This window comes from Streptomyces sp. NPDC014801, from assembly GCF_043082085.1.
Classification (GTDB): Bacteria; Actinomycetota; Actinomycetes; order Streptomycetales; family Streptomycetaceae; genus Streptomyces.
The window spans coordinates 135,159-159,528 of the sequence record NZ_JBIBXG010000005.1 but is presented as its reverse complement, the minus strand read 5'-3'; the positions used below and the strand labels follow the sequence as shown (position 1 = coordinate 159,528).

At 74.3% G+C, this 24,370-nt stretch carries 24 protein-coding genes; 12 read left to right on the top strand and 12 right to left on the bottom strand.

The window, feature by feature from the left end:
- Positions 1-81: 81 nt before the first annotated feature.
- Genes ACF1AL_RS13055 through ACF1AL_RS13045 form a run of 3 tightly spaced genes read right to left on the bottom strand, consistent with a single transcriptional unit; the run spans position 82 to position 2,596 of the window.
- The gene (locus ACF1AL_RS13055) at positions 82-1,005 is read right to left on the bottom strand and encodes a thioesterase domain-containing protein (RefSeq protein WP_391821320.1); all 924 of its coding nucleotides are present in this window, start codon (positions 1,003-1,005) and stop codon (positions 82-84) included.
- Positions 989-1,255 (bottom strand): acyl carrier protein, encoded by a 267-nt coding sequence (locus tag ACF1AL_RS13050; protein WP_366836180.1) that lies wholly within the window; start codon positions 1,253-1,255, stop codon positions 989-991. The genes ACF1AL_RS13055 and ACF1AL_RS13050 overlap by 17 nt, the downstream gene beginning before the upstream one ends.
- A 33-nt stretch (positions 1,256-1,288) precedes the next feature.
- Complete coding sequence (locus tag ACF1AL_RS13045) at positions 1,289-2,596, bottom strand: NAD(P)/FAD-dependent oxidoreductase (protein ID WP_391780567.1); 1,308 nt, start codon at positions 2,594-2,596, stop codon at positions 1,289-1,291.
- Between the two features lie 747 nt (positions 2,597-3,343).
- Here ACF1AL_RS13045 and ACF1AL_RS13040 point away from each other — a divergent pair.
- The 3 genes from ACF1AL_RS13040 (at position 3,344) to ACF1AL_RS13030 (ending at position 5,967) form a co-directional block, all read left to right on the top strand.
- On the top strand, positions 3,344-3,766 hold the full coding sequence (locus ACF1AL_RS13040) for a DUF3291 domain-containing protein (protein ID WP_391821319.1): 423 nt from the start codon (positions 3,344-3,346) through the stop codon (positions 3,764-3,766).
- Entirely contained in the window at positions 3,763-5,322 is a 1,560-nt protein-coding gene (locus ACF1AL_RS13035) for an MFS transporter (protein WP_391825937.1), read from the top strand. Before ACF1AL_RS13040 ends, ACF1AL_RS13035 begins: the two co-directional genes overlap by 4 nt.
- A gap of 228 nt (positions 5,323-5,550) precedes the next feature.
- On the top strand, positions 5,551-5,967 hold the full coding sequence (locus ACF1AL_RS13030; protein WP_391825936.1) for a YchJ family protein: 417 nt from the start codon (positions 5,551-5,553) through the stop codon (positions 5,965-5,967).
- 4 nt (positions 5,968-5,971) lie between these two features.
- On the opposite strand, the gene ACF1AL_RS13025 is transcribed toward ACF1AL_RS13030, so the two are convergent.
- On the bottom strand, positions 5,972-6,673 hold the full coding sequence (locus tag ACF1AL_RS13025; protein ID WP_366836185.1) for a FadR/GntR family transcriptional regulator: 702 nt from the start codon (positions 6,671-6,673) through the stop codon (positions 5,972-5,974).
- Between the two features lie 130 nt (positions 6,674-6,803).
- On the opposite strand from ACF1AL_RS13025, the gene ACF1AL_RS13020 reads away from it, so the two are divergent.
- Together ACF1AL_RS13020 and ACF1AL_RS13015 are read left to right on the top strand one after the other, a co-directional pair.
- Complete coding sequence (locus tag ACF1AL_RS13020; protein ID WP_391825935.1) at positions 6,804-7,325, top strand: gluconokinase; 522 nt, start codon at positions 6,804-6,806, stop codon at positions 7,323-7,325.
- A 99-nt stretch (positions 7,326-7,424) separates the two neighbouring features.
- Positions 7,425-8,822 carry a gluconate:H+ symporter gene (locus ACF1AL_RS13015; protein WP_366836187.1) on the top strand — a complete coding sequence of 466 codons (1,398 nt, stop codon included), beginning with the start codon at positions 7,425-7,427 and terminating at the stop codon, positions 8,820-8,822.
- A 112-nt stretch (positions 8,823-8,934) separates the two neighbouring features.
- Here the strand turns inward: ACF1AL_RS13015 and ACF1AL_RS13010 are convergent, their stop codons facing one another.
- The 4 genes from ACF1AL_RS13010 to ACF1AL_RS12995 form a co-directional block, all read right to left on the bottom strand.
- Positions 8,935-9,561: a cytochrome b/b6 domain-containing protein gene (locus ACF1AL_RS13010; RefSeq protein ID WP_366836188.1), complete on the bottom strand. Its 627-nt coding sequence runs from the start codon at positions 9,559-9,561 to the stop codon at positions 8,935-8,937.
- Positions 9,545-10,282, bottom strand: coding sequence for a molybdopterin-dependent oxidoreductase (locus tag ACF1AL_RS13005; protein WP_391825934.1), 738 nt, complete (start codon positions 10,280-10,282; stop codon positions 9,545-9,547). The genes ACF1AL_RS13010 and ACF1AL_RS13005 overlap by 17 nt, the downstream gene beginning before the upstream one ends.
- A gap of 64 nt (positions 10,283-10,346) precedes the next feature.
- The gene (locus tag ACF1AL_RS13000) at positions 10,347-11,906 is read right to left on the bottom strand and encodes an APC family permease (RefSeq protein WP_391703127.1); all 1,560 of its coding nucleotides are present in this window, start codon (positions 11,904-11,906) and stop codon (positions 10,347-10,349) included.
- 66 nt (positions 11,907-11,972) lie between these two features.
- A complete protein-coding gene (locus ACF1AL_RS12995) occupies positions 11,973-12,926 on the bottom strand; it encodes a hypothetical protein (protein ID WP_391703124.1) in 954 nt (317 codons plus the stop codon).
- A gap of 1,301 nt (positions 12,927-14,227) precedes the next feature.
- Here ACF1AL_RS12995 and ACF1AL_RS12990 point away from each other — a divergent pair.
- From ACF1AL_RS12990 to ACF1AL_RS12975, 4 genes are read left to right on the top strand one after another with little or no spacing between them, the layout of a single operon-like run.
- On the top strand, positions 14,228-15,121 hold the full coding sequence (locus ACF1AL_RS12990; RefSeq protein WP_391780562.1) for a DMT family transporter: 894 nt from the start codon (positions 14,228-14,230) through the stop codon (positions 15,119-15,121).
- 37 nt (positions 15,122-15,158) lie between these two features.
- A complete protein-coding gene (locus ACF1AL_RS12985; protein WP_384207766.1) occupies positions 15,159-15,674 on the top strand; it encodes an NUDIX hydrolase in 516 nt (171 codons plus the stop codon).
- Positions 15,675-15,711: 37 nt separating this feature from the next.
- A complete protein-coding gene (locus ACF1AL_RS12980; protein ID WP_366836195.1) occupies positions 15,712-16,104 on the top strand; it encodes a DUF202 domain-containing protein in 393 nt (130 codons plus the stop codon).
- Complete coding sequence (locus tag ACF1AL_RS12975) at positions 16,101-16,505, top strand: DUF202 domain-containing protein (RefSeq protein ID WP_391825933.1); 405 nt, start codon at positions 16,101-16,103, stop codon at positions 16,503-16,505. The genes ACF1AL_RS12980 and ACF1AL_RS12975 overlap by 4 nt, the downstream gene beginning before the upstream one ends.
- 21 nt (positions 16,506-16,526) lie before the next feature.
- Here the strand turns inward: ACF1AL_RS12975 and ACF1AL_RS12970 are convergent, their stop codons facing one another.
- Positions 16,527-17,456 carry an NADP-dependent oxidoreductase gene (locus tag ACF1AL_RS12970; RefSeq protein ID WP_366836197.1) on the bottom strand — a complete coding sequence of 310 codons (930 nt, stop codon included), beginning with the start codon at positions 17,454-17,456 and terminating at the stop codon, positions 16,527-16,529.
- A gap of 298 nt (positions 17,457-17,754) precedes the next feature.
- On the opposite strand from ACF1AL_RS12970, the gene ACF1AL_RS12965 reads away from it, so the two are divergent.
- The 3 genes from ACF1AL_RS12965 (at position 17,755) to ACF1AL_RS12955 (ending at position 21,140) form a co-directional block, all read left to right on the top strand.
- Positions 17,755-18,780 carry a phosphotransferase family protein gene (locus ACF1AL_RS12965; protein WP_384207762.1) on the top strand — a complete coding sequence of 342 codons (1,026 nt, stop codon included), beginning with the start codon at positions 17,755-17,757 and terminating at the stop codon, positions 18,778-18,780.
- Between the two features lie 3 nt (positions 18,781-18,783).
- Positions 18,784-19,998, top strand: a complete 1,215-nt coding sequence (locus ACF1AL_RS12960) for an acyl-CoA dehydrogenase (RefSeq protein WP_391660701.1) — start codon at positions 18,784-18,786, stop codon at positions 19,996-19,998.
- 161 nt (positions 19,999-20,159) lie between these two features.
- Entirely contained in the window at positions 20,160-21,140 is a 981-nt protein-coding gene (locus ACF1AL_RS12955) for a LysR family transcriptional regulator (protein ID WP_391821314.1), read from the top strand.
- Between the two features lie 70 nt (positions 21,141-21,210).
- On the opposite strand, the gene ACF1AL_RS12950 is transcribed toward ACF1AL_RS12955, so the two are convergent.
- From ACF1AL_RS12950 to ACF1AL_RS12940, 3 genes are read right to left on the bottom strand one after another with little or no spacing between them, the layout of a single operon-like run.
- The gene (locus tag ACF1AL_RS12950) at positions 21,211-21,804 is read right to left on the bottom strand and encodes a TetR/AcrR family transcriptional regulator (protein WP_366836201.1); all 594 of its coding nucleotides are present in this window, start codon (positions 21,802-21,804) and stop codon (positions 21,211-21,213) included.
- Positions 21,805-21,830: 26 nt separating this feature from the next.
- The gene (locus ACF1AL_RS12945; protein ID WP_391780558.1) at positions 21,831-23,498 is read right to left on the bottom strand and encodes a class I adenylate-forming enzyme family protein; all 1,668 of its coding nucleotides are present in this window, start codon (positions 23,496-23,498) and stop codon (positions 21,831-21,833) included.
- Positions 23,495-24,259, bottom strand: a complete 765-nt coding sequence (locus ACF1AL_RS12940) for an SDR family oxidoreductase (RefSeq protein WP_366836203.1) — start codon at positions 24,257-24,259, stop codon at positions 23,495-23,497. Before ACF1AL_RS12940 ends, ACF1AL_RS12945 begins: the two co-directional genes overlap by 4 nt.
- Between the last annotated feature and the right edge of the window lie 111 nt (positions 24,260-24,370).

Sequence of the window (24,370 nt, the reverse complement as noted above, 5' to 3'; positions counted from 1 at the left end):
CGGGCGGTGGGGCGTCCGGTCGTCGGCGTGGCGGGTGCGGGCGGGGCGTCCGGTCGTCGCCCGTGGCGGGGTGCGGGCCGCTCAGCCCGTGCGGGGGGCGACGGCGTCCGGCGCGGCGAGCAGGGCGGCGAGCACGGCCGCGGTGCGCGGCTGCTGGAGCATCGTGTAGTGGTCGCCGGGCACGTCGATCCGGCGCAGCGGGCGGGTGCCGAGCTGCTCCCAGCCGAGGTCGGGGCTGTCGGGCAGCAGCGAACGCCGCGGCTTCAGCAGGGTGATCGGCGTGTCCAGCGGGGCGGGCAGGTAGCCGGCGGTGCACCGGTTGTTGCGCAGCAGGCCGGAGCGGAAGGCGGTGTACAGCTTGCGCAGTCCGGCCGGTTCGGTGCCGGCGGGCAGGACGCCCTGGGCGAGGGCGGCGCCGAGCAGCACGTCGAGGCCGTCGTCCTCGCCGTGCCCGTCGAGCGCGCCCGGCGCCGGGGTGAGGTCGTGGCCGCGCCGGGCGCCCAGGTACATCGCGAACCAGCCGAGCAGCGTGGGCGGCTCGAGCTGGTCGTCGGCGCGCTGGAAGGCGGCGACGGGTGCGATGGAGTCCAGGACGACGAGGCCGGTGACCGGGCCCGCGCCGCGCGCGTCGAGCCGGGCGGCGATCTCCAGGGCGACGACACCGCCGAAGGACCAGCCGACGAGGGTGAGGGGCCCGTCGGTCAGCCCGGCGGCGGTCAGCTCGCCGAGGCACCGCGCGGCGAGGTCCCGGACACCGGGCACCGGGGCGGCCGGGTCCAGTGCGGCGGTGACGTACGCCGGCACGGTGCCGAGGTCGCACAGGTACGGCGTGCTGTGCTCGGGGAGCGCGGCGGCGAGGTCGTGCCACACGGCGGGGGGCAGCGCGCCGGGGTGGACGGCGACGACCGGCCGGGCGGCCGGGTGGGCCGCCGCGCGCAGGGGGGTGAGCAGGGGCCGCTCGGCGGCCGGGCGCATCCGCGCCGCCGCGTCAGGCCGCTGCGGCATGGCGGGCGCTCTCCTCGGCGATGTGCTCGGACAGGGCGGCGATGGTGGGGTGGTACCACAGCGCCGTGGCCTCCAGCTCGAAGCCGAGCCATTTCTCCAGCTCGCCCGCGAGGATGAGCGCCTCGGTGGAGTCGAGGTCGAACTCGTCGAAGTAGCGGTCGGCGTCGATCTGTTCCTGGTCGACGCCGAGCCGGACGGCGAGCTTCTCGGTCAGCCAGGCGCGGGCTTCGTCGGCGGTGACACGTGGCATGGGAGTTCCCCCTCGGTTCGCTGTGCGGTGCGCTCAGTGGGCGGTGCGGTGCGCTTCGGTGTGCAGCTCGCGGGCGACGGCCTCGGCGGCCTTGCGGCCGGAGACGAATCCGGCCTCGTGGGAGCCGATGAGGTCGACGCCGATGCGCGGCGCGTGGAAGTAGGAGCCGGCCAGTTTGATCCGGCCGCCCGGTGCGTTGACGTCGTGGATGGTGCGCTGCATGGCGCGCACGTCCAGGTCGATGACGGGGTGCGTGAACGGCAGCTCGCGCACGACGAGTTCGTCGCGCGGGACGATCGGCGAGTCCAGGGTGACGAAGTAGTCGCGCTCGGCGGTGAAGCCCTGCAGGGCGTTCATGTAGTACGCGACCCAGGTGCGGGGCGTGCCGTCGACGGTCTTCAGGCCGTAGTTCCAGCTCTGCCAGCGCTCCCGGCGCGGCGGCATGGCGGCCGGGTCGGTGTGCAGGATCGCCCGGGTGGCGCTGTAGCGGACGGTGCCGAGCACGTCGGCCTGGAAGGGCGTCGGGTTCTCCAGCACGGCGAGGCTCTGGTCGGCGTGCGCGGCGAGGACGGCGTAGTCGTGGCGTTCCTCGCCGGCCGCGGTGGCGACGACGACGCCGTCGGCGTCCTCGCGGACCCGGGTGACCGGGGCGCCGGTGCGGACGGTGCCGTTGAGGGCGTCGACGACCCGGCGGACGTAGCGGACGCTGCCGCCGGCCACCGTCTTCCAGGCCACGGAGCGGCCGCCGAGGCCGCCGGGGTCGTGGGACATGAAGAAGGCGATGACGGTGGTGGCGGGCATCTCCCAGATCAGTTCGGCCGGCACCGACCAGACGGCGGTGGCGAGCAGCACGACGTAGCCGTATTTGAAGGCGTCGCTGTAGCCGCCGCGGTCCAGGTAGTCGCCGAGCGAGAGGTCGGTGCGTTTGCGCAGGAAGTCGCGGGGTGCCTCGCGGTGGAAGCGTTCGGCGTCCCGCCACAGCGGCAGGAAGTCGGCGGGGTAGCGGGCGGCGATCTCCTCCTCGGTGAGCTCGAACTCGGCGGTTCCGTAGTCGAGTCCGCGGTCGAGGTCGAAGAAGTCGAAGCCGCCGGTGTGGTCGAGGACGTCCACGCCGAGCTTGTCGAAGAAGGCGCTCAGGTCCGGGTAGGTACGGGCGTTGAACACCACGAAGGCCGTGTCGACGCCGATGGTCCGGCCGTCCTCGTCGACCTCCACGGTGTGGGCGTGACCGCCGGGGGTGTCCTGGCTCTCGTACACGGTGACGTGGACGTCGTCCGGCAGATGGTAGGCGGCGGAGAGTCCGGAGATCCCGGCTCCGACGACAGCGACACGGATGGTCATGGCAGGGGCGCACCTCGGCTCGAACGGTTCGGGGAACGGTCGCGGTGGGGCGACGGCCGATGCGCAGAGGGCTGATACCTCTGAGAAGGGGGCGGTCCGCGCGGTGCTTCGGCGGAAACGCACGGGAACAGTAGGCCGGGCCGTGACGGGGGGTCAATCGGCCGATCGGCAGCGGGAAGGGCCCGATCGGATCCCTCGATGACGGCCGGAACGGAGTGTCCGGATCCGCCCGCTCGCCGGCACGGGGGCGCTGCCGCGCCGGCTTCGGTGGCGTGGGACGGGGGCCCCTTCCGGCCCTCGGACGCACGGCGAAGGGCCCGCGAGCGCACGGCGAAGGGCCCGGCTCCGGCTCGCTGGCGCACGGCGAAGGGTCCGGCCCCGGCTCGCTGGCGCACGGCGAAGGGTCCGGCCCCGGTCCTCGGGCACACGGCGCAAGGTCCGGCCCCGGCCCGCGGTGTGCACGGCGAACCGCCCCGGCCCGCAGGGTGCACGGCGGTGACCTCGTTCGGCCGCACGGCGCACCGCGCGGGCTCCTTTCCGGCCCGCGACGCGCACGCGGCGAAGGACCTCGATCGGCCCGCTGGGCGCACCGCCGAAGGGCCCCTTCCGGCCCGTCGCGCGCACCGCGCGGGCCTCGCGCCGGAATTCGTCCTGCCGGGGTGTCCGGATCGGCCGTGCCGGGCGCTCTGGTGGATGACGGAACGTCCCGCCGAGGGGAGAAGACCTGCCATGCCGACCATTCCCTGGATGCCCGGTACCGCACCCGACGGTGGTGCGCCGGCCGACGAGGGCGGCGCGGCCCCGGACCTGCCGGTGGTCATGGCCTCCCGGTTCGAGCTGCGCTCGCTGCTGAGCGTGCCCCGGTTCTTCCTCACGTCCCTGGTGGTCTTCCGCCAGGTCCGCCGGTCGCCCGGGCTGATCGGCGCGTCCCTGCGGGCGGAGCCGCTGAAGCGGACGTTCTGGACGCTGTCCGCGTGGCGGGACCAGGAGGCCCTGGACACCTTCGCGCACACGGACCCGCACGGCGCCCGCTCGCGCGCGCTGCGCAAGGGGATGAAGGGCTCGGTGTTCGTGTTCTGGCACGCCGAGCGCGACCGGCTGCCGATCGCCTGGGACGAGGCGGTACGGCGCCTGGCGGACCAGGCCGAGAAGGAACGGCGGGCGGCGTGAGCACCGTATCGGCGGACTCGGAGGGGACGGACGCGCCCGCCGAGGCGCCCGCGGCACCGGTGATCCCGTACGCCCGGCTGGTGCTGCTCGCCGCCTGCCTGGGACTGTTCATGTCGTTCATCGAGGTGACGGCGGCGATCTCGACGCTGCGGGCGCTCCAGGTGGACATGGGGGTCGCGCCCGCCGACCTGAGCTGGGTGTCCAGCACGTACACGCTGGTCGTGGCGGCCTGCGTGCTGTCCGGCGGGGCGCTCGGCGAGCGCTTCGGGCGGCGGCGGGTGTTCCTGACCGGTGTGGTCCTGCTGGCCGCCGGGTCGCTGGTGGTGGCGTCCGCGCACGGCTATCCGCAGGTGCTGGTCGGACGGGGCATCAGCGGTCTGGGCGGCGCGCTGGTGCTGCCGACCTCGCTGGCGCTCATCACGACGACGTTCTTCGTCGACCTGCCGCGCATGCTGCGCTACATCTCGGTGTGGGTGGCGGTCTCCGGCGTCGGCCTGGCGGTGGGCCCCCTGCTCGGCGGGACGCTGCTGGAGGTCTCGGGGTGGCGGGCGGTGTACCTGGTGAACACGCCGCTGGCGGTGGTCACCGTGCTGGTCACGCTGCGGGCGGTGGCCGAGTCCCGGGTGCCGGGCCGGCCGCTGGACCTGGCGGGCCAGCTGTGGGCGGTGATCGGTCTTTCGGCGCTGGTGTACGGCATCGCGGTGGGCGGCCGCGCGGGGTACGGCGACCCGGTGGTGGCGGGTGTCCTGGTCGTGGCCGTCGTCGCGCTCGCCGCGCTGGTCCGCACGGAACTGCGCGCGCCGCTGCCGATGCTGGACGTGCGGATGATGCGCGACGGGCGGTACGCGGCGGCCCTGTGCGTGGCGGCCGCGGCGCTGTTCGTCTTCGTCGGCGTGGTCTTCCTCGAAGTGCTGTTCCTGCAACGGGTGCAGGGGGTCGGGCCGCTCGGCACCGGGGTGCGGCTGCTGCCGGCGATGCTCGCGTTCGTGGCGGCGACGGCCGGGGCGCAGCGGCTCGCCGGACGGGTGCGCGCGGGGCGGCTGCTGGCCGCGGGGTCGTCGCTGACGACGGTGGCCGCGCTGGTGCTGCTGCTGCAACGGGCGGGCGGCGCCTACCCGGTGACCGGGATCGGGCTGGTCCTCGCGGGGCTGGGCAGCGGTCTGGTCGTGGCGCCGTCGACGGCGGCCGCGTTCGAGGTGGTGCCGGGCGAGAAGATGAGCGCGGCGTCCTCGGCCGTGACGGCGTTCCGTCAGGTCGGCTCGGTCCTGGCGACGGCGGTGCTGGGCGCCGTCCTCGCGGTCCGCTTCCTCGACGTCCTGCCGGCCCGACTCGCCGGCCGCCGGGTCCCGCCGCAGGTCGCCGACCGGGTGGTCGAGGTCGCCCGCACCGGCGGCAGCGCCAAGGGCCGCTCCGCGCAGCCGATCACGGACGCGGTGGCGAGCGCGTTCACGGCGGGCGTGCACAGCGCGCTGTGGGTCGTGGCCGGCGCCTCCTGCGCCGCCGCGCTCCTGGCAGCCCTCCTCCTCGCCCGCCGCCCGCCGGCCGACACGGCCTGACTCTCGACAGGTCCCCGTGCCCCGACGGGGCGCGGGGAACGGCGCGAACGGGGGTCCGGGGGCGGAGCCCCGGGGGACGGGACGGGCAGGGGCGGACGGGCAGGGGCGGGGCGGCAGGGGCGGCAGGGGCGAACTCACCCCCGCGCGCGCCGGACGGCGAGACGGCCGCGGCGCCGCCCCGGCACCACCGCCACCACCCGCCCCACCCCGTGGCCCATAATGACCCCCATGTCCCGCCGCACCCCTCGCCGCCCGGCGCCCCCCACCGCCACGCCCACCGTCTGCCCCTGCGGGTCGGGCGAGAAGTACGCGGACTGCTGCGGCCGTTACCACCGGGGTGAGGCGGCCGCGCCGACCGCACAGGCGCTGATGCGCTCGCGGTACAGCGCCTTCGTCGTGCGGGACACCGGCTATCTGCTGCGCACCTGGCATCCGCGCACCCGGCCCGCCGAGCTGGAGCTGGACCCGCGGATGCGGTGGACGGGTCTGGAGATCCTCGGCACGAGCGACGGCTCGGCCTTCCACTCCACCGGGACCGTCACCTTCCGCGCCACCTACCAGGGCGGATCGCTGCACGAGCACAGCCGCTTCGAGCGCGTCGACGGCGCGTGGGTGTACGTCGACGGGGACTTCCCCGAGGCATAGCCCCTCAGGGCGCGAGGATGTCCAGCTCCTGCAGCGCCCCCACCGTGATCTCCCGGGTCAGCTCCTCCGCCCGCTCGGCGTCCCGCGCCCGCACGGCCTCCGCGACCCGGACGTGCAGCGTGACGGCGGCCGGGTCGGGGTCCTCGAACATGACCTCGTGCTGCGTACGGCCGGTGAGGACCTCCGCGACGACGTCGCCGAGGCGGGCGAACATCTCGTTGCCGGAGGCGGTGAGGATCACCCGGTGGAAGGCCACGTCGTGCAGCAGGTACCCCTCCAGCTGATGGCCGCGCGAGTGGGCGACCATGCCCAGCGCGCACTCGGTGAGTTCCGCGCACTGCTCGGCCGTGGCGTGCCGGGCGGCGAGGCCCGCGGCGACCGGCTCGACCGCCGAGCGCAGCACCGTCAGCGAACGCAGCTGGTGCGGCCGGTCCGCGCCGGCCAGGCGCCAGCGGATGACCTGCGGGTCGTAGACGTTCCACTCGGCTTTCGGGCGCACGGTCACGCCCACCCGCCGGCGTGACTCCACCAGGTGCATCGACTCCAGGACCCGGACCGCCTCGCGCATCACGGAGCGTGACACCTCGAAGCGCTGGGCGAGCTCGTCGGTGCGCAGAACGCTCCCCGGCGGGTACTCGCCCGCGGTGATCGCGGGGCCGAGGGTGTCCAGTACATGGCCGTGCAGCCCCCGGCCCGGAGTGGTCATGCACACAGAGTACGGGGCGGATCACGGGAACAAAAAGTCAGACTTATTTGCCACAGACTCTTGAATTCGTCGTACCTAATGGGTTTCAGTAGCCCGGCATCAACGTGTCGACGAAGACAGCGAGGCAGCGATGAACACCCCCCACGTCGTCGTGATCATGGGCGTGGCAGGCACCGGCAAGACCACCATCGGTCCCCTGCTGGCCGCCCGGCTCGGCGTCCCGTACGCCGAAGGCGACGACTTCCACCCCGCGGCCAACATCGCCAAGATGACGGCCGGGATCCCGCTCACCGACGAGGACCGGTGGCCGTGGCTGGACGCCATCGGCTCCTGGGCCGACGGCCGGGAAGGGCTCGGCGGGGTGGTCAGCTGCTCGGCGCTGAAGCGGTCGTACCGCGACCGGCTGCGCGCCGCCGCGCCCGGGCTGGTGTTCGTGCACCTGACCGGGGACCGCGACCTCATCGCCGACCGGATGTCCCATCGCCAGGGTCACTTCATGCCCACGGCACTCCTCGACTCCCAGTTCGCCACGCTGCAGCCGCTCGAGGCGGACGAGGCGGGCGTGGAGGTCGACGTCGAGGGCGGCCCGGAGCAGATCACCGAGCGGGCCGTCACCGCTCTGGAAGCGCTGCCCGAGCCGACGACCCGGTAACACACCCCCCTCCCCCGGGGTCACGCACGGCCCGGTCCCCTCGTGGGCCGTGCGGGGCCCCGTCCATCCCCCATCCCCCGTAACCGCAAGGGAACCCCCGTGACCAGACTCAGCGTCGAGATGCTGGCAGCGGACAAAGTCGAGCCGATCACCTCGGCCGGCCACGCCCAGCTGGGCATCGCCGTGCTGGTGGGCATCGCCGTCATCGTCCTGCTCATCACCAAGTTCAAGCTCCACGCGTTCCTGTCCCTGACGCTCGGAACGCTCGCCCTCGGCGCGGTCGCCGGAGCTCCGCTGGACAAGGTCATCACCAGCTTCACCACCGGACTGGGCGGCACCGTCGCCGGTGTGGGCGTGCTGATCGCCCTCGGTGCGATCCTCGGCAAGATGCTCGCCGACTCCGGCGGCGCCGACCAGATCGTCGACACCATCCTCGCCAAGGCCGGCGGGCGTGCCATGCCGTGGGCGATGGTGCTGATCGCCTCCGTGATCGGCCTGCCGCTGTTCTTCGAGGTCGGCGTCGTCCTGCTGATCCCGGTCGTGCTGATGGTGGCCAAGCGCGGCAACTACTCGCTGATGCGCATCGGCATCCCGGCGCTGGCCGGCCTGTCCGTGATGCACGGCCTGGTCCCGCCGCACCCCGGCCCGCTGGTCGCGATCGACGCGGTCAAGGCCAACCTCGGCGTCACCCTCGCGCTCGGCGTCCTGATCGCCATCCCCACGGTGATCATCGCCGGTCCGGTGTTCTCCAAGGTCGCCGCCCGCTGGGTGGACGTCCCGGCGCCGGACCGCATGATCCCGCAGCGCGCCTCCGAGGAGCTGGAGACCCGTCCCGGCTTCGGCGCGACGCTGGTCACCATCCTGCTGCCGGTCGTCCTGATGCTCTCCAAGGCCCTGGTCGACATCACGGTCGACGACCCGGAGGCGACCGTGCAGCGCGTCTTCGACGTGGTCGGCTCCCCGCTGATCGCCCTGCTCGCCGCCGTGCTGCTCGGCATCTTCACCCTGCTGCGGCCCGCCGGGTTCGGCAAGGAGCGCCTGACGCCGCTGGTCGAGAAGGGCCTCGCGCCCATCGCCGGCATCCTGCTGATCGTCGGCGCGGGCGGTGGCTTCAAGCAGACGCTGATCGACACCGGCGTGGGCCAGATGATCCTGGACGTCTCCAAGGACTGGAACATCCCGGCGCTGCTGCTGGCCTGGCTGATCGCCGTCGCGATCCGGCTGGCCACGGGCTCGGCCACGGTCGCCACGGTCTCCGCGGCCGGTCTGGTCGCCCCGCTGGCGGCGGACATGTCGACCACGCACACGGCGCTGCTCGTCCTCGCCGTCGGCGCGGGCTCCCTCTTCTTCAGCCATGTCAACGACGCCGGTTTCTGGCTGGTGAAGGAGTACTTCGGGCTGAGCGTCGGTCAGACGGTCAAGACGTGGTCGGTCATGGAGACCATCATCTCGGTGGTCGCGGGCGGCCTGGTCCTGCTCCTGTCGCTCGTCATATAGGGCCGTCCCGCGGGGGCGGCGGCAGTGAGGGCCGCCCCCGCGGGACGCCGGTACAGAGGGCTGTCCCCCATGGGACACCGACCGTGGCTCCGGCCACCTCCACCCGCTGTGGCTACGGCCGCCACAGCGGGTGGTGTCGTTCGGCCCACTCCTCGCTGACCAGCCCGGTGCGCAGTCCGCGCCGGGCCTCCGGGTCGCCCAGGGCCATCCCGATGTGGCCGGCCAGGACGATGCCGACGGTCAGGGCCAGCCAGTCGTGCACGAAGGTGGCGCTGGTGCGCCAGCGCAGCGGGGTGAGGTGGGTGAACCACATCAGCAGCCCGGTGCCCAGCATCACCAGCGTCGCCCCGGCGATCCAGGCCGCGTAGATCTTCTGTCCCGCGTTGAACTTGCCCGCCGGACGGGAGGTGCGCCGCTTGTCGCGGCTGACGGCGGCGAGCAGCCAGCGGCGGTCGTGGACGCCGAACCGGTTGAGCCGGCCGAGATCGGCGCGGAAGGCCCGCGAGGCCAGGCCCAGCAGGACCGGCACGGGCAGCGCCACGCCGGCGCACTCGTGGACGCGGACCACGAGTTCGCGGCGGCCGACGAGTTCGGCGAGCTGCGGGATGTACAGGAAGGCCGCGGTCACCACGCACACGCCCATCAGCGCGGCCGTCGTGCGGTGGATCCAGCGCTCGGCCCGGCTGAAGCGCCGTACGTGTGCGGCGGCCGGGGCGGGCGCGTCAGCTCGTAGGCTCATCGCCGCGTCCGTTCGACCGGCCGACCCAGGCGTCGACGTCGTAGCCCCGCTCCTCCCAGTAGCCCGGCCTCACCTCGTCGGTGACGGTGATGCCGGAGAGCCACTTGGCGGACTTGTAGAAGTACATCGGCGCCACGTACAGCCGGACCGGGCCGCCGTGCGCGTGCCCCAGGTCCTTGTTCTGCATGCGCAGCGCGACCAGGACGTCGGGGCGGCGGGCCTGGTCCAGGGAGAGGGACTCGCTGTAGGTGCCGTCGAAGCAGGTGAAGCGGATCGCCCGGGCGGTGGGGCGCACCCCGGCCGCGTCCAGCAGCCGCGACAGCCGTACGCCTTCGAAGGGGGTGCCCGGCACCCGCCACCCGGTGACGCACTGGACGTCGCGCACGAGCCGGGTCTGCGGCAGCGCCCGCAGTTCGGCGAGCGTGTAGCGGCGGGGGCGGTCGACGAGGCCGTCGATGCTGAGGCGGTAGGTGCGGGCGTCGCGGTGCGGGACGGACGCGGCGACGGAGTAGTAGCGGAAGCCGCCGCCGTTGGGCAGCAGTCCGGTCAGACCGGTGGGGTCGCCGCTGAGGACGGACTCCAGTCCGCGTTGCAGCGTCGGCGCGGCGAACACGCCCAGCGCGCCCAGACCCAGCGTGCCGAGCAGGACGCGGCGGCCGATGGGCCGGCCCTCCCGGTCGCGGTCGGACGGACCGGGCGGAGGTGGGGGTTCGGGGTTCACCTCTTCATTCGAACACCCGTGGACCCCCGGGGAGAAGGGTTCACGGGTGCGCGTCAGACTTCCGTCATCCGTGCTGGTCGGCGGCGCCGGCCGTGGCCGCCGCCTTGTCCAGCTGGAACGCCTCGTTGCCGAGACCGATGCGGGCGTGGCGCTCGGGGCTGCGGGAGCGCAGCAGCAGGCCGAGGACGAGGCCGGCGACCAGGGCGAGGCCGATCACCGCGGGCAGCGCCCAGCTCAGGGCGGAGCCGGGACCGGCGCCGACCAGGACGTCGAAGTCCTTCACCGTGTACCCGGCGAGCACCAGCAGCGCGAGCCCGGCCAGCGCGGACGTGACCAGCCGCCAGGCCTGGGCGCGGGCGGCGCCGCGCCGGACGAAGAAGACGATCACGGACAGCGAGGCGGCGGCCATCAGCAGGATCACGCCGAGCGCGCCGAGGTTGCCGCACCAGGTGAACAGGTGCAGCACGGGCGCGGTCGGGTCGCCCGCGGGCTTGCCGTCGGTGGCGGCGAAGGCGATCACGACCGCGGCGGAGACGGCGGTCTGCAGCAGCGAGCCGGTGCCGGGCGCTCCGCTCGCGCCGGTGGTGCGGCCGAAGGCGCGCGGCAGCAGGCCCTCGCGGCCCATGGCGAAGGCGTAGCGGGCGACGACGTTGTGGAAGCTGAGGGTGGCGGCGAACATGCCGGTCACGAACAGCACGTGCAGGATGTCGGTGAAGGTCGCGCCGAGCCGGGACTCGGTGAGGGTGAACAGCAGACCGGCGCTCTCCTTCTGCGCGGTGCCGACGATCGCGGAGGGGCCGGTGGCGACGGTGAGCGCCCAGGAGCTGATCGCGAAGAACACCGCGACCGAGCCGACGGCGAGGAACATCACGCGCGGCACCAGGACGTGCGGCCGGCTGGTCTCCTCGGCGTAGACGGGGGCCTGCTCGAAGCCGGTGAAGGCGGCGATGCAGAAGCACAGGGCGGTGGAGACGCCGGCGCCGGTGAGGGTGCCGGGGTCGAAGGCGTGCAGGGACAGGCCCTCCTTGCCGGGGTCGGAGATCGCCGCGACGTCGAAGACGACGACGAGGGCGACCTCGATGACCAGGAGGACGCCGAGCACGCGCGCGTTGACGTCGATCTTCAGCCAGCCGAGCGCGCCGACGACGGCCACGGCCGCCAGCGCCGGGATCCACCAGGCGATCGTGACGTCGGCGTAGGTGTCCAGCAGCCCCGAGACCTCGAAGCCGAAGATGCCGTAGATGCCGACCTGGAGGGCGCTGTAGGCGACGAGGGCGACCAGGGCGGCGCCGGCGCCGGCGGTCCCGCCGAGGCCGCGGGCGATGTAGGCGTAGAAGGCGCCCGCGTTGTGCACGTGCCGGCTCATCTCGGCGTAGCCGACGCTGAAGAGGACCAGCACCACGCCCAGCGCGACGAACAGCAGCGGCTGGCCGACGATGCCCATCACCGCGTACGTCGTCGGCATCACGCCCGCGACGACCATGAGCGGGGCGGTCGCCGCGAGCACGGACAGCAGCAGACCGGAGGTGCCGAGGCGGTCGGCGCGCAGGGCCCGGTCGGAGCCGAGGTAGGTGGGGATGGACCCGGCGGCGGGTCTGCCGGTGCGGGGACTTCCGGTGGTCATGCGAGGTCCTTTCGGGGGCGGGGGCGCGGTGCCGCTCGCCGGTGCGGGGGCCGGCGGCGGCGTACGTCAGCCCGTGCCGAGGGCGCGGTCGCGGGCGGCACGGAAGGCGGAGTGGGGGTCGCGGTCGGGGTAGGACCAGGGCTCGGGGGTGGGGTGGTCGCCGATGCGGTGGAAGAGGGCGGCGGCCTCGGCGCCGCGGCCCTCGCAGACCTTGGCGTGGGCGAGGTAGTTGAGGTCGACCAGGCGCCGGGGGTGGTCCTCGTGCTCCCATTCCAGCCACCAGTCGAAGGCGGCCTTCATCACCTGCCGGGCGCGGCGGCCCGTCCAGTGGCCGGAGGCGAGCGGGTCGGCGGGCTCGAAACCGGCGCCGGCGAGCACGCGGTAGCGCTCGGCGTGCGCGACGACCGGGAGCATGGCCAGCGGGGAGTCGGCGGGTGCCTGCTCGGCGGCCCAGGCGGCGAAGTCGTACACCTCGTGCAGCGGGTCGGGGCCGGCGTCGGGGCGACGTTCGGCGAGGCGGGCGGTCATCAGGTGGTGGGCGTGGTGGTGGTCGGCGTGCCGGGCGCGGACCTGTTCGAAGGTGCGGACGAACTCCGTGTCGTCGCCGTGGGTGCGCTCCAGCAGGAGCAGCACCAGCCAGGGGGTGGGATCGGCCGGGGCGAGCGCGGCGGCGGCGCGGCAGGCCTCGCGGGCCGCGGCGGGCTTGTCCTTGCCGTGCAGGGCGCGCTGGACGCGGGCGGCGGCGAGCAGCACGGCGGCGTCGGCGGAGTCGGGTTCGGCCAGGAGCCAGTCGGTGGCCCAGGCGGCGGTGTACGACTCGGCGGCGAGGACGACGACCCGGTGGCCGCGGCGGTCGAGGTCGTCGCCGGTGCGGGCGAGCAGCGAGCGCACGGACTGCCACCGGCCCTGCGCCAACGCGGCGCGGGTGGTGGCGAGTTCGGTGTCGTCGAGGGCGGCGTCGAAGGCGTGCGCGGCGCGTCTGCGGCCGCGGCCCAGGGGAGGCGGGGGTGGTGGGGGCACCGCGGGGCTACCTCGTGTTCCGTGTACTTCGTGCGTCGTGGCGGTCCGCGAGGGGAGGGCTGGTCGGGCACCTCCGCGCGGACGGCATGCACCTGCCACCGTTCGATCACGCACAGCCAACCCTTACTGAGCGATGCACGTCAAGGGCCACCGGCCATCTGACACGCGTCAACTGACCTCCGGACGGCGGGATTTGAACGCCGGAGGGGGCGGGAGGGGTGGCTGGGGGGGCGCGGGGGGCGTGGAGGACGCCGGGAGCCGGAAGCGGGGTGCCGGCGCCGGGAGCCGACGGGGGTCACCACGTGCTGGGTGCCGGAAGCCGACGGGGGACGCCGCGTGCCGGGTGCCGGAAGCCGACGGGGGACGCCGCGTGCCGGGTGCCGACCGGACGCCGCGTGCCGGGCACCGCAAGCCGCAGCCGGTGCGCCGGGCCGGGCGCCGGAGGCGGTCGCGCCGGGCGCCGCAAGCCGCGTGCGGCCGTCCCGGACGGGGGGAAGCCGCATGCGGCCGTCCTGGACGGGGGGAAGCCGCGTGCGGCCGTCCTGGACGGGGGGAAGCCGCGTGCGGCCGTCTCGGCGCCGGTAGCCGCGCGCGGTCGTGCCAGGCGCCCCACGCCGCAGCCGGCGGGCCGGGCCGGGCGCCGTCTGCGGCCGTCCCGGCGCCTAGCCGCAAACGGTCGTGCCGGGCGGCCATGCCGCGTCCGGTCGCGCCGTGCCGGGCGCCGGAGGCGGTCGTGCCGGGCGCCGCAGGCAGTCGTGCCGGTGCCGGAGGCAGTCGTGCCGGGCGCCGCAGGCCGCCCCGGACGCGCCGGGCCGCACGCCGGAGGCGGACGCGGCCGTCGAGGGCACCGCAAGCCGCATGCGGTCGCGCCGGGCCGGTGCCGGAGTCAGTAGCGCCGGGCGCCGCAGGCCGCCCCGGACGCGCCGGGCCGCACGCCGGAGGCGGACGCGGCCGTCAAGGGCACCGCAAGCCGCATGCGGTCACGCCGGGCCGGGGGCCGGAGGCAGTGGCGCCGGGCGCCGCAGGCCGCCCCGGTCGCTCCGGGCCGTATGCCGGAGGCGGACGCGGCCGTCGAGGGCCCGGGAGTCCGGCGCGGCGGCCGGGTGGAACACCGGGCCCGGACGGAACCGCCGGGCCCCACCCGAACCGGCGGCCCCGGCCGGCCCCCCCCCGACTGGAACCGCCCGGCGCGGGTACGCGCACAGGCACCGTTGCGTGTACTCGGGGGTACCGAGGGGCGGCGGGCGCTAGAGTCGGGCCTCACGCCCCCGTGACCCGACCGGACGATCGAGGTACGCAGCGTGTCGGTTCTGGTTCTTGTCCTCGCCGTGAGTGCCGCGTGCTGTCTGGGGTTCGGTTTCGTACTGCAGCAGAGTGCCGCGCAGCGGGCCCCGCTCGGCGACTTCCTCTCCCCCCGGCTGCTGCTGGACCTGATCCGGGTGCCGAGCTGGCTGGGCGGGCTCGCCCTGATGGTGGCCGGCATGGTCCTCGGCGCGATCGCGCTCGCCCGGGGCGAGGTGTCCCTGGTCGAACCGCTGCTGGCGACCAATCTCCTGTTCGCGCTGGCGCTCTCCCGGCACCGCACCCGGCAGCCGCTGGGCCGTCAGGGCTGGGCCGGACTGGCGCTGCTGGCGGGCGGGGTGAGCGCGTTCATCCTGGCCGGCGAGCCCCGCGGCGGCAGCGCGGTGACCGACCCGGTGCGCCACTGGGTGATCATCGGGGCGATGTCCGGTACGGCCCTGGCGCTGGCCGCCTTCGCCGGGCGCTCCCGGCTGAGCCGGGGCCCGATGCTGCTGGCCCTCGCGGCCGGACTGCTCTACGGCGTCCAGGACGCCCTGACCCGGGTCTGCGGCCAGCGCTTCGCCGACGGCGGCCTCAGCGAGGTGCTCACCGGCTGGCAGCCGTACGGGGTGCTGCTGCTCGGCGTCACGGGCCTGGTCCTCGTCCAGAGCGCGTTCGAGACGGCGCCGCTGCGGATGTCGCTGCCCGCGCTGACCGCCGCCCAGCCGCTGGCCGGCATCGCCTGCGGCGTCGGCTTCCTCGGCGACCGCCTGCACACCGGCACCGGCGCCCTGGCCTGGGAGGCGGCGGGCCTCGCGGCGATCGTCGCGGGCATCGTCCTGCTGGGGCTGCACCCCTGCCTGCCGCGCGGCACGGCGGGCGAGGAACGGGTGGACGCGCTCCAGGGACGCTGATCGCCGCCCGGTCGGCCGCCCCTGCTTGGATGGGGCCATGAACCCTGCTGACGAGATCCTCGACATCGTCGACGAGAACGACCGGGTCGTCGGGCAGTCGCCGCGCGGCGAGGCGTACGCGCGCGGGCTGCGCCACCGGTGCGTGTTCATCGAGGCCCGGGACGCGGACGGCCGGATCTTCGTCCACCGCCGCACCCCGGCCAAGCTGGTCTTCCCCTCCCGGTACGACATGTTCGTCGGCGGGGTCGTCGGCGCCGGCGAGTCCTACGACGACGCGGCCCTGCGCGAGGCCCAGGAGGAACTGGGCGTGCCGGACCTGCCCCGGCCCACGTACCTGTTCAAGTTCCTGTACGACGACGGAGCCGGCCACAGCTGGTGGTCGGCGGTCTACGAGGTCCGCTGCACCACCGAGGTGCGGCCCCAGCCCGAGGAGGTCGCCTGGCACGACTTCCTCACCGAGGACGACCTGCGCGCCCGCCTGGACTCGTGGGAGTGGGTCCCGGACGGCCTGGCCGCCCACGCACGTCTGGCGGCCCACCGGGCGGCGGGCTGAGCCGGACCGGGTCACCCGTGGGGATAGGGTCCTGCACGTGATCGAGCTTGTGCGGAACGTGCGGTTGTGGTTCGCGCCGGAGCGGGTGCGGCAGGAGGGCGGGACACCCGACTACCGGTTCTCGCTGGCCAACGAGCGCACCTTCCTGGCCTGGCTGCGCACCGCGCTCGCGCTGATCGGCGGCGGCTTCGCGGTGGACCAGTTCCTGCCCGACCTGCGCTGGGGCTGGCGGGTCGGGCTGGCGCTCGCGCTGCTGGCCGCGGGTGTGCTGTGCGCGCTGCGCGCGATCAACCACTGGGTGCGCTGCGAGCGCGCGATGCGCCGCGGGGAGGACCTGCCGGTGTCGCGGTTCCCGGTCGTCCTGAGCCTGGTCATCGCCGTCGTCGCCGTGGCGATGGTCGTCGTCGTGCTCATCGGGTGGGAGGGATGAACGACGACCGCCACCACCCGGGACCCGAGCGGGACCCGGGAGAAGAGCCCGGGCCCGGCCCCGGACGGCGGCCGGAGCCCGACCCCGCGCGGCCGTCCGACCGCGACCCCGGGCTGCAGCCCGAGCGGACCCGGCTCGCCTGGCGCCGTACGACCCTGGCGTGGACGGTCGCGGCCGTGCTCGCGGTGCGGGCCGCGCTGCACGGCGGGGCGTCGGCGGCGGCCGTCGTCGCCGCCGCCCTGTGCTGCGTGCTGTGGATCGGCTTCCTGCTCGTCGCGCACCAGCGCATCCGCCTGCTCGCGTCGACGGGCCGCCCCCGCCCGATGCCGGCGCGCCTCGCGACGGCGGCGGTCCTGTGCACGGCCGGCATGGCGGTCTGCGCCACGGCGCTGGTGCTCTAGGCGGCTCCGGGCCGGCCGGCCTCAGTCCCCCACCGTGACCACGATCTTGCCCCGGGTGCGGCCCTCCTGGCTGCGGCGGTGGGCGTCCGCCGCCCGCTCCAGCGGAAACGTCTCGTCGATGTGCACCGAGACCACGCCCTGCTCGGCCAGGTCCGACAGTTTGCGCAGGTCGTCGGCGTCCGGGCGGACCCAGAAGTAGCGGCCTCCGTAGGCCAGCACCTCCGGGTCGGCGATCGAGGCGAGCCGGCCGCCGGGCGCGAGCAGGGTCACGGAGGCCTGGAGCGCGTCGCCGCCGACGGTGTCGAAGGCCGCGTCGACGCCCTCGGGCGCCAGCCCCCGCACCCGGTCGGCCAGCCCCTCGCCGTAGCTCACCGGTTCGCCGCCCAGTTTCCGGACGAAGTCGTGGTTGCGCTCGCTCGCCGTGCCGATCACGCGGGCGCCGAAGTGGCGGGCGAGCTGCACCGCGATCGAGCCGACGCCGCCGGCCGCGGCGTGCACCAGCACCGTCTCGCCGCGCTTGACGCCGAGCGCCTTGACCAGCACCTGGTAGGCGGTCAGCCCGGCCAGCGGCAGCCCGGCGGCCTCCTCGAAGGACAGGCGCTGCGGCTTGCGGGCGAGGGTGCGCACGGGCGCGGCCACGTACTCGGCGAAGGTGCCGCGGGAGAGGAAGTCCTCCCGGACGTATCCGATGACCTCGTCCCCCTCGGCGTACTCGGTGACGGACACGCCGGGCCGGACCACCACGCCGGACATGTCCCAGCCGGGCACCACCGGGAAGACGGATTCGATCATGCCGTCGAGGTAGCCCTCGCGGCACTTCCAGTCGACGGGGTTCACGGCGGCCGCCCGCACCCTCACCAGCACGGCGTCGGGTCCGATCTTCGGCTCGCGCACCTCCCCGTACTCCAGCACCTCGGGTCCGCCGTACCGGCTGTAGCTGATCGCCTTCATGGCACCGACCCTCCGGGCTGCCGGCCCCCCGCGCAAGCCCGGAGGGCCCACGTGCGTGGCGGGCCCCGGCGGGACGCCCGTCCACGCCTGCGTGGCGGACTCTCGCGGGACGCCGTCCGCGCCTGCGTGGCCGGCCCTTGCGAGACGCCGGTGCACGCGTGCGTGGCGCGCTGTCACGGTCCGTTGACTATCGTGGCACCGATCACGTTCCGCCCCGGCACTGGACTACATACCGACCGGTCAGCATGATGGGGGGAGTCCCGTCTCCGGGAGTCCCTTCACTGCTGTAGGAGCGACGATGAGCCCCGACCACCCGCCCGGACTCGATCTCGACCGGCTGCGCGCCCTGCTGGAGCGCGAGCGGCCCGGCCTGGTGACCGGTCCCCTGACCGGCCGGCTGGTCGAGGGCGGACGGTCGAATCTCACCTACCTGGTCGGGGACGGCACCCGGCGCTGGGTCGTGCGCCGGCCCCCGCTCGGCCACGTCCTGGCGACCGCGCACGACATGAAGCGCGAGCACCGCGTGATCAGCGCCCTGCACCCGACGAACGTGCCGGTGCCGCGGACCCTGCTGCTGTGCGAGGACGAGGAGGTGCTCGGCGCGCCCTTCTACGTCATGGAGTTCGTCGAGGGCACCCCGTACCGCACCGCCGAGCAGCTCGCCCCGCTCGGCCCGGAGCGCACCCGGCAGGCGGTGCTGTCGCTCGTGGACACGCTCGTGGACCTGCACGCCGTCGACCCGGAGGAGGTCGGGCTCGGCGACTTCGGCCGCCCGGAGGGCTTCCTGGACCGGCAGCTGCGCCGCTGGGGCAAGCAGCTGGACGCCTCCCGCAACCGCGAGCTGCCCGGCATCGACGAGCTGCACGCCGCGCTCGGCCGGGAGCTGCCTTCCTCCCCCGCCGCGGCGATCGTGCACGGCGACTACCGGCTGGACAACGTCCTGATCGGCGACGACGACCAGATCAAGGCCGTGCTGGACTGGGAGATGTCCACGCTCGGCGACCCGCTCACCGACCTCGGGCTGCTGGTGATGTACAGCCGGCCGCTCGGCATGCCCGACTCCCCCGTCTCGACCACGGCCCAGGCCCCGGGCCACCCGGCGCCGCGGGAGCTGATCGAGCGGTACGCCGCGCGCTCGGGGCGCGACGTGACGGCGGTGGCCTGGTACACGGCGTTCGCCTGGTTCAAGCTCGCCGTGATCCTGGAGGGCATCCACTACCGCTACACCCTGGGCCAGACCGTCGGCCGCGGCTTCGACCGCATCGGCGAGCTGGTCCCGGTCTTCATCGAGCACGGACTGACGACCCTTCAGGAGGGTGAGTAGGCCATGGACTTCGCGTTCGACGCACGCACCGAGGAACTGCGCGCCAAGCTGCTCGCCTTCATGGACGAGTACGTCTACCCGGCCGAGGCGGTGGCCGAGGAGCAGCGGGCCGCCCTCGCCTCGCCGTGGGACACCCCGCAGGTCGTCGAGGACCTCAAGGCCGAGGCCCGCCGCCAGGGCCTGTGGAACCTCTTCCTGCCCGACGAGGAGTACGGCGCCGGCCTGACCAACCTGCAGTACGCGCCGCTCGCCGAGATCACCGGCCGCTCCCCGCAGCTCGCGCCCACCGCGCTGAACTGCTCCGCGCCGGACACCGGCAACATGGAGGTGCTCGCGCAGTTCGGCGACGAGCAGCAGAAGAAGCAGTGGCTGGAGCCGCTGCTCGCGGGGGAGATCCGCTCGGCGTTCGCGATGACCGAGCCGGAGGTGGCCTCCTCGGACGCCACCAACATCACCACGCACATCGAGCGGGACGGCGACGAGTACGTCATCACCGGCCGCAAGTGGTACATCTCCGGCGCGATGGACCCGAACTGCAAGATCTTCATCGTGATGGGCAAGACCGACCCGGACGGCGCGGACATCCGCCGCCAGCAGTCCATGGTCCTGGTCCCGCGCGACACCCCCGGCGTCACGGTCAAGCGCGCGATGCAGGTCTTCGGCTACGAGGACCACTACCACGGCGGCCACGCCGAGGTGATCTTCGACCACGCGCGCGTGCCGGTGACGAACCTGATCGGCGAGGAGGGCGGCGGTTTCGCCATCGCCCAGGCCCGGCTCGGCCCCGGCCGGATCCACCACTGCATGCGGCTGATCGGCATGGCCGAGCGGGCCATCGAGCTGATGTGCAAGCGGGCCGTGTCCCGCACCGCGTTCGGCAAGGCGCTGGCCCAGCAGGGTGTGGTGCAGAACTGGATCGCCGACGCCCGGGTGACGGTGGAGCAGTTGCGGCTGCTGGTGCTGAAGACGGCCTGGCTGATGGACACCGTCGGCAACAAGGGTGCCCACACGGAGATTCAGGCCATCAAGATCGCCACACCGCGCGCGGTGGTCGGCATCCTGGACCGGGCGATCCAGCTGCACGGCGCGGGCGGGGTGAGCCAGGACTTCCCGCTGGCCGAGCTGTACGCCGGCGCCCGCACCCTGATGCTGGCCGACGGCCCCGACGAGGTGCACCAGCGCTCGCTGGCCCGCCGGGAGCTGAAGAAGTACCTCTAGTAGCCGCCGGAGTAGTGGTGGTCCTCGCGCGCGAGGGCCTGGAGGAACGTCAGGAACCGGGTCAGAAGCGAGGGTCTGCGTGTCATGCGTCCAGCGTGGCGCGCAGGCCTCCGACCGGTCCAACAGATGGCTTCGCTGGCGATCATCTCTAGAATAGATGGATGGAGATCCGCCAGCTCCGCCACTTCATGGCGGTCGTGACCGAGGGCAGCTTCACCGCGGCCGCCCGGGCCGAGCTCATCGTGCAGTCGGCGCTCAGCACCTCGATCCGGAACCTCGAACGGGAGCTGGGCGCCGACCTGTTCGAGCGGACGGGCCGCCGGGTGGTGCTCACGGAGGCCGGCCGGGCCCTCCTCCCCCAGGCCCGCGCCCTGCTCGCCGGCGCCGAGGCCGCGCGCGACGCGGTGGCCGCCGTGACGGGGCTGGCCACGGGCCGGGTGTCCGTCGGCACCATCCAGACGCTGACCTGCGTCGACCTGCCCGCCGAACTGGCCTCGTTCCACCAGCGGTTCCCCGGCGTCCAGGTGTCCGTCCGGGACGCGCCCGTCGGCGAACTCACCGACGCGCTGCGGGCCGGCGAGCTGGACCTGGCCTTCCTCGCCCCGGACGCGCGCGAGGTGCCCGAGGGGCTGCACGGGTACGCCACCTGGCAGGAGGAGCTGGTGCTGATCACCGCGCCGGGCCATCCGCTGGCCCGCGCCGGTCGCACGCTCATCAAGGACCTCGCGGACGAGCCGTTCGTCGACTTCCGCGCCGGGACGGGCCTGGAGACGGCCGTACGGCGCCTGGCGGCCCACTGCGGCCTGCAGCGCCGTATCACCTGTGACGTCACCCAGATCGGGCTGCTGGTGGATCTGGTGCGGGCCGGGATCGGGGTCGCCTTCGTGCCCCGCGCCATCGGCGAGCGGGCCGGACTGCCCTGTGTGCGGGTACGGCAGCCCGAGCCCGGCCGTACGGTCGTGCTGGCCGGGCGCGGACCGGCGCCGCGCAACCCGGCGGCGGCCGCCCTCGCCCGGCACCTCACGGCGGCGGCACCGGCGACGCCGGGTGGGCTCACGGCGGCGGCGCCCACGACGCCCGTCCCGCTCGGGGGCGCGGCGCCCGCGGTGCCGGGCGGCCGGCTCGCGGACGCGGCACCCTAGCCGCCCGCGGCCGGCCCTCCGGCGCAGGGCCCGTGGCCGCGGGCCGCCGGTCCAGGGGACGAGACACCCCCTAGGGACGCAGGGCCCGCAGCAGCAGGTCGGCCAGGTGGTCGGCGACCTCCTGCGGCTTGAGCGGCCCGTCCGTCCGGTACCAGGTCGGCAGGTGGTGCACCGAGCCGAAGTGGTAGTCCACGACGAGGTCGGCCGGGGTGGCCGTGGAGAACACGCCCGCCTGCTGGCCCTCCTCGATCAGCGCGCGGAAGCGCTCGTGGTAGCGGCGGCGTTCGGCGCGCACCTGCTTGTTCTTCTCCGGGCTGAGGTGGTGCATGGACCGGAAGAAGATCGACGTGTCGTCGAGGTTGTCGATGGTGGTCACCACCACGTCCGCCGCCGCGTCCCGCAGCCGCTGCTCCACCGGCGCGTCCATGCCGGCGAAGTGGTCGAGGCGCTCCTGCTGGAGGCGCAGCACGCGGGCGTACACCTCGTGCAGGAGGTCGTCCTTGGAGCCGAAGTAGTGGTACAGCGCCCCCTTGGTGACGCCGGCCGCCTCCACGATCTCCTGCACCGAGGTGCGGTCGTAGCCCTGCTCGGCGAAGAGCCGGGTGGCGGCGGCCAGGAGCCGCTGCGGCACCGGGGTGCCGTCTTTGTCCGTCGTCCTGGGCACTGCCGCCACCTGCCTTTCCGTTGTGTCTACTCGCTGTCTCGCGCGCGGGAACGCAGTTCCCGACGGAGGATCTTCCCACTTGCCGTCTTGGGCAAGTCGGGCAGGATCTCGACCTGCCGAGGGTATTTGTAGGCGGCCAGTCTCTCCTTGCAGTACGCGGCGAGTTCACCCGGGTCCGTCTCGGCGCCCGGCCGCAGGCTGATGTAGGCCCGTACGGTCTCCCCTCGGTAGCCGTCGGGCACGCCGACCACGGCGGCCTCGCGCACCGCCGGGTGGGTGTAGAGCACGTCCTCGACCTCGCGCGGCCACACCTTGAAACCGGACGCGTTGATCATGTCCTTCTTGCGGTCGACGACGTACAGCCAGCCCTGCTCGTCCATGAAGCCGATGTCGCCGGTGCGCAGCTCCCCGTCGGGGAAGGTCTCGGCGGTGGCGTCGGGGCGGCGCCAGTAGCCGGGGACCACCTGCGGGCCCCGCACCGCGATCTCGCCCTGTTCGCCGAAGGGCACCTCGGCGCCCTGCTCGTCGACGATCCGCACGACGGTGTCGGGGCCGGGCACGCCGACCGCGAGGGTGCCGGAGGCCGGGTCGACGGGCGCCTGGAGGTGGGGCGGCACGGAGGCGCAGGGCGCGGTGCACTCGGTGAGGCCGTAGCCGTTGCGGATGTACGGCCCGAAGCCGGCCCGGAACTTCTCCACCAGCGCCGGGGGCAGCGGCGCGCCGCCGGAGGAGATGACGGTGAAGGACGCGAAGTGGTCCCGGGTGCAGGACGGGTGGGCGGCCAGCGCCATGAAGGCGGTGGACGGGCCGACGGTGTAGTGCGGGCGGTGCGCGGCGAACGCGTCGAGGACGACGCCCGCCTCGAAGCGGTAGGCCAGCACCAGCGTGCCGGCGCTGTTCAGGCAGGCGCCGAACTGGCAGACCATCCCGGTGATGTGGAACAGCGGGGCGAGCGCGAAGTAGACGGGCGCCTCGGGCAGCCCGAGCCCGGTGCTCTGCCGCTCGGCGTTGTACATGATGTTGCCGTGCGTGTTGGTGGCGCCCTTGGGGGTGCCGCTGGTGCCCGAGGTGTAGCTGATCAGCGCGATGTCGCCGGGCACGGGGTCGCGGCCGTCGGGCGCCGGGTGGCCGGCGCGGGCGACGGCGGTCAGGTCGTCGGCGTCCGGGGCCTGCGGGAGCCGTGCGAAAGACAGCACGCGCGCGTCGTTCTCGGTCTGGAAGTCCAGCTCGCACGCCGTCAGCGCGATCCGCACCGGCGAGTCGGCGGCCGTGTCGCGCAGGTACTCCTCCCACGCGCGGTCCGTGCACACCAGGGCCGTCACCTCGGCGTCCCGCAGGACGTGGGAGACCTCGCCCGACTTGTACATCGGGTTGACGGGGACGACGGTCGCGCCGGCCTTCCAGGCGCCGAGCACGGCGAGCACGAAGTGCGGGGAGTTCTGCAGGACGACCGCGACCCGGTCGCCGCGCCGCAGGCCGCGCGCGGCGAGGTGCCCGGCCACCGAGTCGCTGAGCCGGTCGGCCTCGCGGTAGGTGAGGCGGCCGTCGAAGTAGGCGAGGAAGGTGCGCTCGGGGGCCTCGGCGACGGCCCGGCGCAGGGCGTGCACCAGGGAGTCGGCGGGCCGGACCGGGGCCTTCTGGGCGTCGGTGAGGAGGGCCAGCCAGGGCTTGGCCGCGTACCGCGACTCGGTCACTGCGCCGCCTCCCACTTGCGCTGCAGGTGGTTCATGGCGGTCAGCCAGTGGTCGGGGTCGCCGGCCCGGGCCTGGTAGTAGGCGGCGACCTCGGGGTGCGGCAGGATCAGGAAGCGGTCCTCCGCCATGCCCTTGAACAGGGCGTCGGCGACGTCGTCCGGTTCGATCGCGGTCGGCTTGAGGACGAGGTCGCCGGCGCTGCCGGTGGCGGCGAGCATGTCGGTGCGCACGCCCTGCGGGCAGATGGCGTGCACCTTGATGCCGCGGTGCCGGTAGGTCAGGGAGAGCCACTCGGCGAAGGCGTAGGCGCCGTGCTTGGTGACGCTGTACGGGGCGGCGCCGATCATGGTGAGCAGTCCGGCGGCGGAGACGGTGGAGACGAAGCGGCCGCTGCCGCGCTCCAGCCAGCCGGGGAGCAGCGCGCGGGCCGCGCGGACGTGTGCCATGACGTTGACGTCCCAGGCGAGCTCCCAGACGCTCTCCTCGGCCGCCTCGGAGCCGCCGGAGCCGACGCCGGCGTTGGCGCAGTAGACGTCGACGGTGCCGCCGAGCGCGTCCAGGGCCTGCTCGACGATCGCGGAGGCGTCGCCGGGGACGGCGGTGGCGCCGATCTCGCCGGCGACGGCCTCCGCCTTGGCGGCGTCCAGGTCGTTGACGACGACGCGGGCCCCTTCGGCGGCGAAACGGCGGGCCAGGGCGGCGCCGATCCCTCCTCCGGCCCCGGTGACGACCACTCCAGCACCTTGCACGGCTTCCACCATCGGTCTCCTTCGACGCGACGCGACGCGAAACGGCTCCCGCCTTGTGAACGGCCACACTAACCAGTCGGTATGTACCTGCGGAAGACCTGTTCCGGTCCGCCTCGTTCCTCG

What these genes read in the sequence shown, in the direction of transcription:
- ACF1AL_RS13050 (WP_366836180.1), bottom strand. Translation starts at nt 1,255, where the DNA reads ATGCCACGTGTCACCGCCGACGAAGCCCGCGCCTGGCTGACCGAGAAG.
- ACF1AL_RS13055 (WP_391821320.1), bottom strand. Translation starts at nt 1,005, where the DNA reads ATGCCGCAGCGGCCTGACGCGGCGGCGCGGATGCGCCCGGCCGCCGAG.
- ACF1AL_RS13010 (WP_366836188.1), bottom strand. Translation starts at nt 9,561, where the DNA reads ATGAGCCTACGAGCTGACGCGCCCGCCCCGGCCGCCGCACACGTACGG.
- ACF1AL_RS12965 (WP_384207762.1), top strand. Translation starts at nt 17,755, where the DNA reads ATGAGCCCCGACCACCCGCCCGGACTCGATCTCGACCGGCTGCGCGCC.
- ACF1AL_RS13000 (WP_391703127.1), bottom strand. Translation starts at nt 11,906, where the DNA reads ATGACCACCGGAAGTCCCCGCACCGGCAGACCCGCCGCCGGGTCCATC.
- ACF1AL_RS12970 (WP_366836197.1), bottom strand. Translation starts at nt 17,456, where the DNA reads ATGAAGGCGATCAGCTACAGCCGGTACGGCGGACCCGAGGTGCTGGAG.
- ACF1AL_RS12940 (WP_366836203.1), bottom strand. Translation starts at nt 24,259, where the DNA reads ATGGTGGAAGCCGTGCAAGGTGCTGGAGTGGTCGTCACCGGGGCCGGA.
- ACF1AL_RS12955 (WP_391821314.1), top strand. Translation starts at nt 20,160, where the DNA reads ATGGAGATCCGCCAGCTCCGCCACTTCATGGCGGTCGTGACCGAGGGC.
- ACF1AL_RS13045 (WP_391780567.1), bottom strand. Translation starts at nt 2,596, where the DNA reads ATGACCATCCGTGTCGCTGTCGTCGGAGCCGGGATCTCCGGACTCTCC.
- ACF1AL_RS12975 (WP_391825933.1), top strand. Translation starts at nt 16,101, where the DNA reads ATGAACGACGACCGCCACCACCCGGGACCCGAGCGGGACCCGGGAGAA.
- ACF1AL_RS12960 (WP_391660701.1), top strand. Translation starts at nt 18,784, where the DNA reads ATGGACTTCGCGTTCGACGCACGCACCGAGGAACTGCGCGCCAAGCTG.
- ACF1AL_RS13040 (WP_391821319.1), top strand. Translation starts at nt 3,344, where the DNA reads ATGCCCGGTACCGCACCCGACGGTGGTGCGCCGGCCGACGAGGGCGGC.
- ACF1AL_RS12985 (WP_384207766.1), top strand. Translation starts at nt 15,159, where the DNA reads ATGAACCCTGCTGACGAGATCCTCGACATCGTCGACGAGAACGACCGG.
- ACF1AL_RS13020 (WP_391825935.1), top strand. Translation starts at nt 6,804, where the DNA reads ATGAACACCCCCCACGTCGTCGTGATCATGGGCGTGGCAGGCACCGGC.
- ACF1AL_RS13025 (WP_366836185.1), bottom strand. Translation starts at nt 6,673, where the DNA reads ATGACCACTCCGGGCCGGGGGCTGCACGGCCATGTACTGGACACCCTC.
- ACF1AL_RS13030 (WP_391825936.1), top strand. Translation starts at nt 5,551, where the DNA reads ATGTCCCGCCGCACCCCTCGCCGCCCGGCGCCCCCCACCGCCACGCCC.